Raw genomic sequence first — 13823 nt, forward strand, 5'->3', positions numbered from 1 at the left:
CCCGCCCGCATTTGCGGGAGGTGACATGACAAATCCGGTTCTGGTCGAAGTCTTGCGCGGCGCTATCGTCGAGAGCGCCCATCGCGGCGCCGTTGCCGTCTTCGACGCCGACGGCAAGCCCGTCTGGGAGATCGGCGACACGGCACAGCCGGTGTTCCCGCGCTCGGCGGTCAAGGCGATCCAGGCGCTGCCGCTGGTCGAGAGCGGCGCTGCCGATGCCTACGGCTTCGGTGACCGGGAGCTGGCGCTGGCCTGCGCCTCGCATTCCGGCGAGCCGCCACATGTCGAGCTCGCGCGCGCCATGCTGGCGAAGGCCGGCCTGGACGAGACGGCACTCGAATGCGGCGCGCATTGGCCGTCGAGCCATGGAGCGACGCTGGCACTTGCCCGCGCCGGCCGTGCGCCGAACACCTTGCACAACAATTGTTCCGGCAAGCACTCAGGCTTCCTATGCACCTGCGTTCACAGCGGCATCGCCCATCGTGGTTACGTCAAGGCTGGCCATGCTTCGCAGGAGATGGTGCGCGAAGCGATGCAGGCGGTGACCGGTGCTGCCCATGACGCCGATCACCGCGGCACCGACGGCTGCTCGATTCCGACCTATGCCGTGCCGTTGCGCAGCTTTGCCCTTGGCTTTGCCCGCATGGCGACAGGTGCCGGCTTCGAGCCGGTGCGCGCCCGGGCGGCGAAGCGGCTGCTTTCTGCCTGCATGGCCGAGCCGTTTTTCGTCGCCGGCACGGGCAGGTCCGATGTCGCGATGATGGAGGCCGCGCCGGGCCGGATTTTCGTCAAGGGAGGCGCCGAAGGTGTTTTTTGCGCCGCCGTTCCGGAGCTCTGCCTTGGCATCGCGCTGAAATGCGACGATGGCGCCGGCCGCGCCGCTGAAGTGATGGTCGCGGCCGTGCTGGCAAAGCTGCTGCACGCCGACCACGCGCTCGCTGCGAAACTGACCGAACAAGCAAATCCGCCTATCGAGAGCCGGATCGGCGCCAAAGTCGGCGCGCTCCGACCGACGGCCACCCTCAACTGACGTGGTTGCGCTCGACGGTCAAATGCGCATAGCCGGCATTGCCTGATGCGGCGAGGTCGCCGGTCACTCGCTCGGCCCAGCGTTGGCCGACGATCGCGCCGTTCTGGACTCCGTCGATGACATTGTCGGAGATGATTGCCGTTCCGGCACCTTCAACCACGCTGACGACGATGCCGGTCCCCGCCTTGCGGATGACGTTTCCCGTGGCGACCACATTGCGCATGAACGGTCCCCAGCCGATCTGCATGCCGTAGAGCGGTGCATTCTCGACGACATTGCCGGAAACGGTGGTGTCTGCCTCGACGCTGATGCCGACGCCGAAGCCGGGCGCATCGGCAGGGTAGGGGCCGCTGGTCGACAGGTTGCGGACTACGTTGCCGGAGCAGACGCCCATGCGCCCGCCTTCGTTGAAATTGACGATCGAAATACCATTCGCAGCACCATCGACGATGTTGTTGCCGATGATCGCCCCTTCGAAGGAGAATTCGGAATACACGGCCGTTTCGCCCGCGCGCGAGCAGGTATTGCCGGTGACCTGCAAATTGCTGGCACTGTTGGCGCGGATCGCCGAAAACGCGCAGTCCGAAACAATATTGCCGGAGATGATGACGTTGCCGGCGCGGAAGGCATTGATGCCATTGCCGTTCTGGCCGGTTCCGCCGCTGCGCGCCTGGATGCGTTCGATGCGGTTGCCGCTGACGATGGTGCCGTCTTCCGCTGCCTGCCAGCGGTGCACGAGGATGCCGCCATTGGCGCAGTCGGAGACGCTATTGCCTGATATTTCCAGGCCATCGGCCTCGACCGAATAGATGCCGGCATCGGCCGCACCGGATATCTCCGAGCGCTGGATGCGGCCCGAGGCGTGTTCGAGCGCCAGACCGTTCTTGCCGCTGCCGGTCATCTGGCAGTTGTCGACGACCAGATGGGCGATGCGGCGCAGATCGAGCAGGCCTTGCGTGTATTCGCCCATCCAGCGGTTGCTGCCATCGAACACCAGCCCGCTGAGTTCGATACGCTCGGCCCGTTCGGCCATGATGAGATGGCCATTGCCGCCATAGACGATCCGCGATGCGCCCGGCACGCCGGACAGGCGCACCCGGCCGGGCAGTGACAGGTTGGAAACGATATAGATCCCCGGCGGCAGGAACACCGGCATGTCGCGGTCGTGCGCGTCGCGCAGCAGCTTGGTGAAAGCCTTGCTCTGATCGTCTAGCGCGCCGGGCCGGACGCCGAGCTCGGTCGCGTTGATCGCGCCACGCATCGCGGCTTTCTCGATGCCGGGAAGGTTTTTCGCCGCTGCCTTGCCGAGCGAAAGCCCCATGACGGCAAAGCCGGCGGTCTGCGCAAGCAGCGTTCGTCTGTTCAACATCGGCACAGATTCCTTGCGTTCAACGGTCGCGCCGCAGGATTCGTGCCAGACTAGCCCGGTCGAACTCGTGGTGAAAATCTGACGCTTGGCCCCTATTCGATCCTCGTTGGCTCAGCGATCACCGCATTTACCCCGTTGAAGGCAAGTTGCAGGAATATCTGGTCGATCTCCGCGGGAGACAGCTTCGTATCCCTCTCAAGCCACCAGTGCATCACTTCAAAGAACGCGCCAACGATGAAGCGTGTGGCGATCTCAAGTCTGACTCCGCCTTCATCACCTCGGATATTCGCCAACTCATGGCGAACCTGCCTGCTTATCCAGCCGCGGATCTCTTCTGGCATTTCGCGCTTTTTCCCGCCCATCAGCGCACGGTGCATCTCCCGCGTGGCAAGAGCATGCTCGAACACCGGACCGCTGAAGGAAAAGCCCTTGGCATTTCTCTGCGAATGGCGTTCGGCACCACGTGCCTGCAAGCCCTTCATATGCTCGTCGATCGTTGCTTTCCTCAAGCAGTCCTTGTCGGGATAGTGCGTGTAGAAAGTCGAGCGGCCGACATCGGCTTCCCTGCAGATATCCTCGACCGTGATCGCCGTATACCCCTTCTCGGCGGTCAGTCTGAAAAGCGCCTGCTGCAGTCGGCTGCGGGTCCTGGCGACCCGACGATCGATCGATCCGGCTGGCATCGGCAACGTCCTTTTCCGGTCATAGGACACCAAATCGTCCAGTATTGGGCGCGTCGGTGCTATGTGGCCAGTAAAACCGATACTGGACACACTGTCCAGTATCATATGCTCTTGCGGAAGGCCCAGCGCGATGCACGGCTGGCCGGAGATAAAGCAATGCACCAACGTATTTTCGGAATAATAGTCGGAGGGCATGCGCTAGTCGCGCTCGTCAAAGTGGCCGTGGTGCTCGCGGCATTTTTCTCGTTGGGACAGGCAAATGCGGTCTTTTCCTTGGGAGTTCCCGTCCTCCTGCTTCATGCTGGTGCACTCGTCGTAGTCGCGAGCTTATTGATATGGCAAAGCGCTCACGGGCGGCTGTCCGCCAAGGACCGCAGACCGGCCGCCGGCGAGGAGAAGGCGCCGCATGTCGGCATCACGCTTCATTCCGCCGCCCTGTACGATATGCTGGCGTGGCTTCTGACCTTCGGTCGCGAACGTGCTTTTCGCGAAAGGATATTAAGCTTTGCGGAGCTGAAACCGGGAGAAGTGGTCCTGGATGTCGGGTGCGGCACCGGCACCACCGCGCTCCTTGCCAGACAAAAAGTGGCGCCGGAGGGGCGCGTGCACGGGGTCGACGCCTCCGCCGAAATGGTTGCGCGCGCGACGGCAAAGGCCCGGCGAGCCGGGCTACAAGTCGGGTTCTCGACCGCCACCGCTCAGGAACTGCCTTTCAAGGATGGGGAATTTGATGTCGTCCTCAGCACGCTGATGTTCCACCATCTTCCAAAGAAGGGCCGCGAGGAATTCGGCAGAGAGGCCTTCCGCGTCCTGAGGCCGGGCGGTCGTGTGCTTATCGTCGATTTTGCGAAACCGCCGCGCCGGAAGAGCACCTTTCGGCTCCACCGGCATGGTTACGTCGATTTGGACAAAGTTGCAGCGGATCTCGGCCGGCACGGCTTCAATATCGTTGAGCAAGGCGACGTCGGAACCAAGGGGCTCCGCTACCTAGTTGCGCAACCGGACCCCAAGCGGCTGTTAAACGTCGGGTATTGAACCCAGATTTCCGTCACCATCCTCTTCTTCAGCAATGGCTTGTGGAGTCGTCGCGCCGGGCCTAAGTTCGTCGGATGAGCAGGGCCTTCACCCGCGAGGAAGACAGCGAAAACGCCATTGCCGGCATCGGCGAGCGGCCGATCAGCCATCACCGCAATCTGGTCACGGAACGCGGCATGGCGCTGATCGATGCCGAGGTGGCCGCTCTGCGTGACGAACTGGGCAGAGCCGAGAAGAGGGCCGACCGCGAGCGCATCGCGCTGGTCTCGCGCGATCTCCGCTATTGGACGGCACGGCGGGAAAGCGCCGAGCTTTCGGTGCCGGAACCGGGCAGCGACCTGGTTCGTTTCGGCATGGGTGTCACCCTGGAAAGCGACGACGGCAAGAAGGTGCACTGGAAGATCGTCGGCGAGGACGAAGCCAATCCGGGCAAAGGGACAATTTCCCATATGTCGCCGATGGCGATGGCGCTGTTCGGCAAGAAGATCGGCGAAATTGCCGTGGTCAACGGCAAGGAATGGGAGATCGTCAAGCTCTCCGACAGTTAGTCTTCGAGCTTGACGACATGATCGCGGAAGAACGCCGCGGCACCAGCTTCGTCGATTTCGCCGGCGGCGACGCCCATGACGAATTCGTAAAGCATGCCGTTATTGGCCGTCAGGGCATAACCATTCACAATCAGAAATGCGCCGGCAGCGACAATGGCCGTGCGTTTGTTGCCGTCGACAAAGGCATGATTTCTGGCAATGCGGAAGACATAGGCGGCTGCGAGTTCCTCAACCGACGGGTCTCCGTAGTTGGCCTTGTTTTCGGCGCGAGCGAGCGCCGATTCGAGGGCATTTTCATCCCTCAAGCCTTGTGCTCCGCCGTGTCGGCGCAACTGCTCCGCGTGCATAGCTTCGACTGCACGCCGCGTCAGAAACTCCCAGCTCATTCGGCGAGCTTCTGAAGCGCGACCTTGTATTTGTCCATCACCTCGCGGGCAGCTTTCATTTGCCGCTCGAAGCTGTCGTCCACCGGCTTCAGCACAAGACCGTCACCTGTTTCAACGATTTGAAGCTGGTCGCCGGCCTTCAGGTTCAGACGATCGAGAAGCTCCCTCGGCAGGATCACGCCTTCGGAATTGCCGATCTTGCGAATGGTCGTGTTCATGGTGAGGCATCCTGTTGCAACGCTGATTATAACTCAGTGTGTTTCTTGTTACAACAGACATTATAACAAAGCGTCAGCCGACCTGCAGCAGCCGGTCCATCAGCCGCTCCGCCGCTTCCGGGATAACCGTGCCGGGCGGGAAGATTTCAGTGGCGCCTGCCTGCCGGACTGCGTCGTAATCCTGCGGCGGGATGACGCCGCCGGCGACGATCAGCATGTCGTCGCGGCCCAACTTCTTCAGTGCAAGCCTGAGTTCGGGAATGAGCGTCAAATGGCCTGCTGCCAGCGACGAGGCGCCGACGATGTGCACGTCATGCTCGACGGCCAGCCTGGCGATCTCGTCCGGAGTCTGGAACATCGGCCCGACGGTGACGTCGAAGCCTAGGTCGGCAAAGGCGGTGGCGATCACTTTCTGGCCGCGATCATGGCCGTCTTGCCCCATCTTGGCGACCAGAATGCGCGGCTTGCCGCCGGACTTCTCCTCGAACGCGACGATCTTGTCCTGCAGCCGGTCGACCACCGGATTGTCGCCGAGCGCGTTGCGATAGACGCCGGAGATCGTCTGCACCGAGGCGACATGGCGGCCGAAAACCTTTTCCAGCGCCAGCGAAATCTCGCCGACGGTGGCGTTGGCGCGTGCGGCCCGGATGGCGAATTCCAGCAGGTTTGCGTTACTCCCGGCAGCACGGGTAAGCGCATCGAGCGCGCTCTCGACGGCGGCGACGTCACGCGTGCCTTTCAGCCGCTGCAGCTTCGACAATTGCCGCGCCCTGACTTCGGCATTGTCGATCCTCAGCACGTCGACTTCGATGTCCGTGCCGGGACGGTGAGCATTGACACCGACCACGATCTGTTCGCCGGAATCGATGCGCGCCTGGGTGCGCGCGGCAGCCTCTTCGATGCGCAGCTTCGGTAGGCCCTTTTCGATCGCCGCGGCCATGCCGCCGAGGCTCTCGACCTCCTCGATATGCGCAAGCGCACGCGCCGCCAGATCATGCGTCAGCCGTTCGACATAGGCGGAGCCGCCCCACGGGTCGATGATGCGCGTCGTGCCGGATTCCTTCTGCAGGATGAGCTGTGTGTTGCGGGCGATGCGGGCCGAATGGTCGGTCGGCAGCGCCATTGCCTCGTCGAAGGAATTGGTGTGCAGCGACTGCGTATGGCCTTGAGTCGCCGCCATCGCCTCGATCATGGTGCGGATGATGTTGTTGTAGGGGTCCTGCGCCGTCAGCGACCAGCCCGAAGTCTGGCAGTGGGTGCGCAGCGACAGCGAGCGGTCGTCCTTCGGCGAAAAATTCTTCAGCATCAGGCTGGCCCACAAAAGGCGCGCTGCTCTCAGCTTCGCGACTTCCATGAAGAAATTCATGCCGATCGCCCAGAAGAACGAAAGGCGCGGCGCGAAACGGTCGATGTCGAGGCCGGCCGCGACGCCGGCGCGGGCATATTCGATACCGTCTGCAATCGTGTAGGCGAGCTCGAGGTCCGCCGTCGCTCCCGCCTCCTGCATGTGGTAGCCGGAGATCGAGATCGAATTGAACTTCGGCATGTGCTTCGACGTGTAGGAAAAAATGTCCGACACGATCCGCATCGAAGGTTTTGGCGGATAGATGTAGGTGTTGCGCACCATGAACTCTTTCAGGATGTCGTTCTGAATGGTCCCGGCGAGGTCCTTCTGCGCGACGCCCTGTTCCTCCGCCGCGACAATATAGAGCGCCATGATCGGCAGCACGGCGCCGTTCATCGTCATCGATACCGTCATCTCGTTAAGCGGGATGCCGTCGAACAACTGGCGCATGTCGAGAATGGAATCGATGGCGACGCCGGCCATGCCGACATCGCCGGCGACGCGCGGATGGTCGCTGTCGTAGCCGCGATGCGTGGCGAGATCGAAGGCGACCGACAGGCCCTTCTGGCCGGCGGCAAGGTTGCGACGGTAGAAGGCGTTGGACTCTTCGGCAGTCGAGAAGCCGGCATATTGCCGGATCGTCCAGGGTTGCTGGACATACATCGTCGGATAGGGGCCGCGCACGAAAGGCGGCAGGCCTGGATAGGTATCGAGATGTGGCAAGCCCTTGAGATCGCCCTGGTTGTAGAGATGCTTGACGGCAATGCCTTCCGGCGTCATCCGCTGGCCTTTGACCTCGACCGGCACCCGCCGTGGCGGCGACCAGCCGATCTGGCTGAAATCCGGGATCATGGTACGGCTCCGATCGACTGATCGATGCGGATCGGAAATAGCGGCTCGCACACCGCAACGCCTTCGGTGAAGGCAGGCCGCCGCTCCGCCGCCAGCGTCTCGACCGGACGCTCGGTCTTCGACGGGTGCAGCGTCGTGCCGACGATCGCCCGTTCGCCCGCCTGGTAGGCTGTGTTGCGGCGGGCGGAAGCTGCCTGGACGCGCCTCTGGATGTGGCCTTGCTCAAGGCTGGTCAGCACGCCGCCTTCCGCCTCGATCTGCTGGAACTCCTGCCAGGCCGCCGCGCAGAGCTCCGCAGTCAGCGCTTCGACGGCGCCCGAACCGCAAACCGGATCGGCGACGTGGTCGATGTGGCTTTCATTGGCCATGATCAGTTGCGCGTTGCGGGCAACGCGGCGAGCAAAACCCGCGGGTAGGCCGTGCGCGATCGTGTGCGGCAGGATGGCGATCGAATCCGCGCCGCCGGCGGCAGCCGCGAAAGCGGCGATGGTGGTGCGCAGGATGTTGGTTTCCGGGTCGGCCGCCGTCATCATCCGGAAGGAGGTTTCGGCATGGATGCTGGCGGTGGAGGGCGGTATCGAGCAGGCCTCCTGGACACGCGCCCACAGCCTGCGCAACGCCCTGACCTTGGCCGTCGAAACGAACTGGTCCTGGTCGACGCTGAGCGCAAAACCGATATGCGGCGCCGCGTAGACGAGCGGCTGGCGCGCCTTCTCGAACAGCCTCAAATAGGAGACGGCCGAGGCGAGCATGGTGCCAAGCTCCTGCGCCTCGGTGGCGCCGGCATTGTGGAATACCCGCCCGTCGGCCTCCAGCAGCACGCCGGGCACACCCATCGAAAAGAAATGCGCCAGCGATTGCGGCATCGAAGCCTGTAAAGCCTCGATCGACATGCGCAGCCTGCCGGTCCCGGCAAAGATCGCCGCCGGATCGATGCCGAAGGAGAGGTTGAGCTTTGCCGGGTCGGAGCGGCGCTTGGTCACAAACGCCACCAGCCACTCGGCCACGGCACGGCTCCAGGGATGGGCGTCGATGCGGATCTGGATGCGGTTGAGCGGCACGCCGTCGAGCACGCCCTCCAGCGCCTCCGCCGTCCTCGGCAAGCCATAGCCGAAGGCGTTCGGCGCACCCTCGAAGACAAGCGACAGTCCGGTGGCACCCTGCGCGACGTCTTCCAGCGCCTGCGCACTGGCGCGGCCTATGTCCGGATCGTCGATGCGCTGGCTGACGATCCACGGTGATCCCGGGTTGGCGCGCACGACAGGCTCGGCGGTTACCGAACGGTCGTAGAGCGGCTCGATGCGGATGGCGTCGTCCGTATGCGAGACGAGCTTTTCCTCGAAGGACCCGCCGGCCAGCGCCTTCTCCGCCAGCGCCAGCCATCGTTGCCGGTCGACGTTCGGAAGTTCGGCATCCTGGGTCAAGGCACCGGCGCCCATCGGTTCTCCTCGTTCTAGCGGCCGCAGCGGCCGACTATGTCAGTCTACGGTCCCCGGTCCCATATCACAATGCAGCACACATGCCGTGCAACACGCCTTCCGTGACGTTGACCGTCAACCGATTGCCAAACATGGGCAGGTTCCGCAAGCTCCAAAAGCCATTTTCGACGGTGCCCATTGTCGCTGCGCAACGGCCTCACTATACCTGCGGCAGGGCTCCCTTTTCTTCAAGGGATCAGGGCATTCAACCCTATAGGTTTGCGGAGACCGGACACATGGCCGACGATACCAGGATCTTCATAGGGGCCAGCCGCAAGCCGGACGACAGCTATCAGCGGCCCGAACAGCTTTTGCTGCAATATGGCAATCGTCACGGCCTGGTCACCGGCGCGACCGGCACCGGCAAGACGGTGACCCTGCAGATATTGGCCGAGGGTTTCTCCAATGCCGGCGTGCCGGTATTCTGCGCCGACATCAAGGGCGACCTGTCGGGTATCGCCATGATGGGCACAGCGCAGGATTTCCTGATCAAGCGGGCCGAGCAGGTCAAGCTCGATCCTTACGAATTCCAGGAATTCCCGGTCATCTTCTGGGATCTGTTCGGCGAGCAGGGCCACCCGATCCGCGCCACCATCTCGGAGATGGGCCCACTGCTTCTGTCGCGGTTGATGAACCTTTCCGAGGCGCAGGAAGGCATCATGAACATCGCCTTCCGCATCGCAGACGAGGAAGGCCTTCTGCTGCTCGATTTGAAGGACCTGCAGTCACTGCTGGCCAATATCGCCGACCGCGCCGAAGAGATCGGCGCCCGCTACGGCAATGTGACGAAACCTTCGGTCGGCGCCATCCAGCGCACGCTGCTGGTCCTGGAGCAGCAGGGCGCTGCCAACTTCTTCGGCGAGCCGGCATTGCGGATCGCCGACATCATGCGCACCACGCGCGATGGACGCGGCGCCATCAGCGTGCTCGCCGCCGACAAGCTGATGATGAATCCGCGGCTCTATGCGACGTTCCTTCTGTGGCTGATGTCGGAACTGTTCGAGGAACTGCCGGAAGTCGGCGACCCGGACAAGCCGAAGCTGGTCTTCTTCTTCGACGAGGCGCACCTTCTGTTCGACGATGCGCCGAAGGTGCTGATCGACCGCGTCGAGCAGGTGGTCCGGCTGATCCGTTCGAAAGGCGTCGGCGTTTATTTCGTCACGCAAAATCCGCTGGATATCCCTGAAACGGTGCTGGCCCAGCTCGGCAACCGCGTGCAGCACGCACTGCGTGCCTATACGCCGCGCGAACAGAAGGCCGTCAGGACGGCGGCCGAGACGTTCAGGCCCAATCCCGATTTCGACTGCGCAACCGTTATCACGCAGCTCGGCACCGGCGAGGCGCTTGTCTCGACGCTGGAAGCCAAGGGCGTGCCGTCCATGGTGCAGCGGACGCTGATCCGCCCGCCGTCCTCGCGCCTTGGCCCGATCACGCCCGACGAGCGCCGCAAGCTGATCACCGAGAGCCCGGTTGCCGGACAGTACGACCAGACCGTCGACCGCGAATCGGCTTTCGAGATCCTGCAGAAAAAGGCCAAGGACGCCCAGGAGGCGCAGGCGCAGCAGCAGGAGGCCGGCCGCTCACGCTGGACCATTCCAGGCTTCGGCAATGACGATCCCCAGCCGACCGGCGGCCGGCGCGCGCCGCGGCCCTCCAACCGTCAGACGGTGGCGGAGGCGGCGATCAAATCAGTCGTGCGCTCGGTCGGCTCGTCGGTCGGACGAGCGATCGTCCGCGGGATTTTGGGGAGCTTGTCCAGGGGGCGGTGAGGGGCATCGCACCGAAGGGCGGGCATCTGTGTTGGCAAATTCTGTCCTGGCATCAAGCGCCAGTAGCCAGAATCTGGAGGACAGCGGACGGCGGCTATGCGCCATCTGCGGAAGTTCGAGGCATCGCCGATGAACGGCAGCCGTCGGGCCCGTTCCAGAAGTTGGGGTGCGAGCGCACTATGGCGCAAGTCGGCCCCATTGCCGACTTTCCCGCACCCAATATTCCTTGCGAAGGATGATCCTGCTTTGAGGGCAACCAGCGCCCACAACACACAACACAAAGGCTTCAACGGTTTTTTTGCGGCCAATTGGCTTCTGCCGGGCCGCATACGGTCGGCCGTCACTCCGGCAAGCCCGCGAACCGCATGTGTTCGATCCAGCGGTCGAGGCTTCCGGGGGCGGTCCATAGCTTCTCCCATTCCCTGCGTTCTTTGCGGATAGATTCGCCGGGCGAGTCTTTGAGGACAACCGCGAGCGCTTCCTTTGCCTCCCGCTCGTTTCCCAGACAGGCGTGGATCCCCGCAAGCATTCGGTGTGCGCCGCTCGGGATTCTGGACATTTTCCGCATCTCCGCCAGCGCGGCCCTGCAATCGCTCTTTTCCCAGAGCGCCCAGCCCATCTGCCAGTGGAACCAGTCGGGGTAAAAGGGATCGATGCCTTTGGCCTGCTCGATCCGATCGATCGCTTCGTCCGTACGGCCCACATAGAGCAGCAGATCCGTACTGTGGACGAGGATATCCGAATTGCTGGGATTCAGGGTTATCGCCTGATCGAACCGTGCAAGGGCCTGCTCGATCTCGCCGGCTTCGGTATGGATTTGGGCGCGGACATTATGCGCCTCGGCGTCGTCCGGAGCGAGCAGGATGGCCTTGTCGGCGTATTCGGCGGCGCGCTTTAACGCCTCGTCATGGTTATGTTCCTGCTCGTGCCACCCGAATACCGCGTCATTGCGATAGGACCAGGCCAGCCCGATATAGCCGAACTGGGAGTTCGGATCCGCTTCGATCGCCTTAAGGTCCAGCTGCCGAAACAGCTGGTTCCTCGCGGCAGAGAAATCCTCTTGGATCTCGGCAATTGCCATCAGGTGATAGTGGAGCGCGCTGACCCGGGCGGCGTCGCTCGTTGGCAGGGGGCGTTCGATCCTATGCCCGACCCGATCCGCAAGCGTGCGGATGATCACCTCCTGGACGACGAAAAGATCGCCAATCTCCCGGTCGTAGCTGTTGGCCCAGAGATTCGATCCGTCATGCGCATTCAGCAACTGGGCGGTCACTTTCAGCCGGTCTCCGATCTTCTGCTGGCTGCCTTCGAGCAGGTAGTCGACGCCGAGTTCATCTCCAATCTGTCTGGCGTCGACCGGCTGGTCCCGGTACCTGAAGCTCGAGTTCCGGGCGATGACGGCATAAGTCTTGCTCCACGATAGCTCGGTGATGATCCCCTCGGCGACGGCATCGCTGAGATATCCCTTGTCCTCACCGGTACTGAAGTCGTCGAAGGGAAGGATCGCAATCCTCGGCATGTCGCCCGAAGGAACTGGAGCGGCTCGCCATATTTCCGCGCCGTAGTATGCGCCGATCGCTGCCGCGACGAGAACGATTGCAGCAAGAACGAAACTGCGTCGCGGGGATCGCGCCTGCGAAGGTTCCGTGCCGGCTGCGGCGTTTGGGTCCGCCGCGTCCGATGGATCGGCATTCAGCCGGTAGCCTCGCTTGGGGAAGGTTTCCACGATCACGTGCGCGTCGTCCCTCAACGCGCGGCGCATATCGGCAATGCATTGAGTGAGGCTGTCGTCGGTCACGAAGGTATCGGGCCAAACCGCCCGCATCAGCGCATCCTTGGACACGATCTCGCCCGGTCGCGCCGCGAGCGCGGAGAGCACCTCGGCGGACTGGCTGCGAAGATTGACCGCTTTGCCTTCGACGGTTCGGAGTTCTTTGCTTTTCGTCAGGAAGGCAAAACCGCGAAACGTGATCGTTTCAGCAGATTTCAGGTCAATTTCAGGGGCCGTTCGGGACATTTCACCTTCCTGGCGCGCTTCCTAGTTTAGCCCATTCGGCCTTCGCCTCCAAGCGATCCCAGCAGCACCGGATGAAACGGAGGACGACATGAATCGCACCAAGCTCATCATCGCTCTCGCTCTTCTTTTGGCAGCGCAAACGGCTGCAAAAGCGGATTCCCGCATCGCGAGATTCTGTGGCCCTGACCATGTCAACGAGGTTGCCTCAGACGACGTCCGTCCCAACCCCGGCGGTTATTGTGTCGCCAGCCTTAAGTCGATGGATAACCGGGCCATGTTCACCGCCATCGCTGTCACAATCCTTCTGACCAACCAGGGGGAGCTAATCAGGCTCCCCGACGTGAAACCCATGACCTCCATGGCCGAGTGCAGAGCTTGGACCCATCAACAGGAGTTCATGCGCGTACTCCCCGGCTATCTCGCCACCTTCCATTACTGCGACTACGCATCAGAACCATGATTTTGCAAGGTCTGGCTGTTCACGCTCGGACCGAAGGATGGCACCACTCCTGCCGGGACCAAGGTCGTCGAGATCGGGCCCGTTCCGCCGATCAGTGCGAGCGAGTATTTGCTGCGCGTCAACCGTGCCGGTGGAGCGACCGGTGCCAAGACGCCGATCCATACACATCCGGGACCGGAGGCCTTCTATGTGCTGGGGCGGCAAGCTCGGCCAAAGAACGCCCCACGGGGTGAGCTATGCCGAAGCCGGCACGACCATGGTCGGACACGGGGTCGACATGCCGATGGAGGTGTTCAGCGCCGGCACAACCGCTCTTGATGAGCTGGCCATCTTCGTGGTGGACGCCAATCGGCCGTTCTGGTCGCCGGCCAGCCTCGACTGAGGCGACGTTTCGCGGGGTGGCGCGCATGTTTGGTACGAACTGAGGCGGCACCCCAGCGAAGATCCGCAAGATTCCGGAAATTTGGATTTTCGCTTACACGCATCATCGAATGTCAGATTTGGTCCTCTAGCCTGCCAAAGATGACAATTCCTGGTACTTCCGCTTCCCTGAAGGTTTTTCGATGCGGGCCGCAGCGCGACGTTTGCCGCTGGCATTGGCGGCCCGCGTTGACAAACCTTGGAAGGAGGAAG

The 13823-nt window shown here is 62.7% G+C and carries 13 protein-coding genes; 6 read left to right on the forward strand and 7 right to left on the reverse strand.

Annotation, left to right across the window (positions count from 1 at the left end; translation table 11 throughout):
* The first annotated feature begins 25 nt into the window (after positions 1-25).
* Complete coding sequence (locus NKK47_RS11850) at positions 26-1030, forward strand: asparaginase (RefSeq protein WP_352576889.1); 1005 nt, start codon at positions 26-28, stop codon at positions 1028-1030.
* Here NKK47_RS11850 and NKK47_RS11855 read toward each other — a convergent pair.
* Together NKK47_RS11855 and NKK47_RS11860 are read right to left on the reverse strand one after the other, a co-directional pair.
* Complete coding sequence (locus NKK47_RS11855; protein ID WP_352576891.1) at positions 1023-2399, reverse strand: TIGR03808 family TAT-translocated repetitive protein; 1377 nt, start codon at positions 2397-2399, stop codon at positions 1023-1025. The genes NKK47_RS11850 and NKK47_RS11855 overlap by 8 nt on opposite strands.
* Before the next feature lie 92 nt (positions 2400-2491).
* Entirely contained in the window at positions 2492-3277 is a 786-nt protein-coding gene (locus NKK47_RS11860) for a TetR/AcrR family transcriptional regulator (protein ID WP_352576893.1), read from the reverse strand.
* Here NKK47_RS11860 and NKK47_RS11865 point away from each other — a divergent pair.
* Together NKK47_RS11865 and NKK47_RS11870 are read left to right on the forward strand one after the other, a co-directional pair.
* A complete protein-coding gene (locus NKK47_RS11865) occupies positions 3239-4117 on the forward strand; it encodes a class I SAM-dependent methyltransferase (protein WP_352576895.1) in 879 nt (292 codons plus the stop codon). The genes NKK47_RS11860 and NKK47_RS11865 overlap by 39 nt on opposite strands.
* Before the next feature lie 74 nt (positions 4118-4191).
* Positions 4192-4665 carry a GreA/GreB family elongation factor gene (locus tag NKK47_RS11870; protein WP_352449075.1) on the forward strand — a complete coding sequence of 158 codons (474 nt, stop codon included), beginning with the start codon at positions 4192-4194 and terminating at the stop codon, positions 4663-4665.
* Here the strand turns inward: NKK47_RS11870 and NKK47_RS11875 are convergent.
* The 4 genes from NKK47_RS11875 to NKK47_RS11890 all read right to left on the reverse strand — a co-directional run bounded on the left by NKK47_RS11875 (position 4662) and on the right by NKK47_RS11890 (position 8905).
* On the reverse strand, positions 4662-5051 hold the full coding sequence (locus tag NKK47_RS11875) for a type II toxin-antitoxin system death-on-curing family toxin (protein ID WP_352576897.1): 390 nt from the start codon (positions 5049-5051) through the stop codon (positions 4662-4664). The genes NKK47_RS11870 and NKK47_RS11875 overlap by 4 nt on opposite strands.
* A complete protein-coding gene (locus tag NKK47_RS11880; RefSeq protein ID WP_352576899.1) occupies positions 5048-5269 on the reverse strand; it encodes an AbrB/MazE/SpoVT family DNA-binding domain-containing protein in 222 nt (73 codons plus the stop codon). Before NKK47_RS11880 ends, NKK47_RS11875 begins: the two co-directional genes overlap by 4 nt.
* Positions 5270-5342: 73 nt before the next feature.
* Positions 5343-7466 carry a methylmalonyl-CoA mutase gene (gene scpA / locus NKK47_RS11885; RefSeq protein WP_352576901.1) on the reverse strand — a complete coding sequence of 708 codons (2124 nt, stop codon included), beginning with the start codon at positions 7464-7466 and terminating at the stop codon, positions 5343-5345.
* Positions 7463-8905: a methylmalonyl-CoA mutase subunit beta gene (locus tag NKK47_RS11890; RefSeq protein WP_352576903.1), complete on the reverse strand. Its 1443-nt coding sequence runs from the start codon at positions 8903-8905 to the stop codon at positions 7463-7465. Before NKK47_RS11890 ends, scpA begins: the two co-directional genes overlap by 4 nt.
* A gap of 275 nt (positions 8906-9180) precedes the next feature.
* On the opposite strand from NKK47_RS11890, the gene NKK47_RS11895 reads away from it, so the two are divergent.
* Positions 9181-10713 (forward strand): helicase HerA-like C-terminal domain-containing protein, encoded by a 1533-nt coding sequence (locus NKK47_RS11895; protein ID WP_352576905.1) that lies wholly within the window; start codon positions 9181-9183, stop codon positions 10711-10713.
* A 340-nt stretch (positions 10714-11053) separates the two neighbouring features.
* On the opposite strand, the gene NKK47_RS11900 is transcribed toward NKK47_RS11895, so the two are convergent.
* Positions 11054-12730 carry a winged helix-turn-helix domain-containing tetratricopeptide repeat protein gene (locus NKK47_RS11900; RefSeq protein WP_352576907.1) on the reverse strand — a complete coding sequence of 559 codons (1677 nt, stop codon included), beginning with the start codon at positions 12728-12730 and terminating at the stop codon, positions 11054-11056.
* Between the two features lie 88 nt (positions 12731-12818).
* Here NKK47_RS11900 and NKK47_RS11905 point away from each other — a divergent pair, with 88 nt between their 5' ends.
* Both NKK47_RS11905 and NKK47_RS11910 read left to right on the forward strand, forming a co-directional pair.
* Entirely contained in the window at positions 12819-13190 is a 372-nt protein-coding gene (locus NKK47_RS11905) for a hypothetical protein (RefSeq protein WP_352576909.1), read from the forward strand.
* Positions 13191-13377: 187 nt separating this feature from the next.
* On the forward strand, positions 13378-13572 hold the full coding sequence (locus tag NKK47_RS11910; protein WP_352576911.1) for a hypothetical protein: 195 nt from the start codon (positions 13378-13380) through the stop codon (positions 13570-13572).
* Positions 13573-13823: the final 251 nt, after the last annotated feature.

The organism is Mesorhizobium sp. M0019, from assembly GCF_040323975.1.
In the GTDB taxonomy this organism is placed as follows: domain Bacteria; phylum Pseudomonadota; class Alphaproteobacteria; order Rhizobiales; family Rhizobiaceae; genus Mesorhizobium.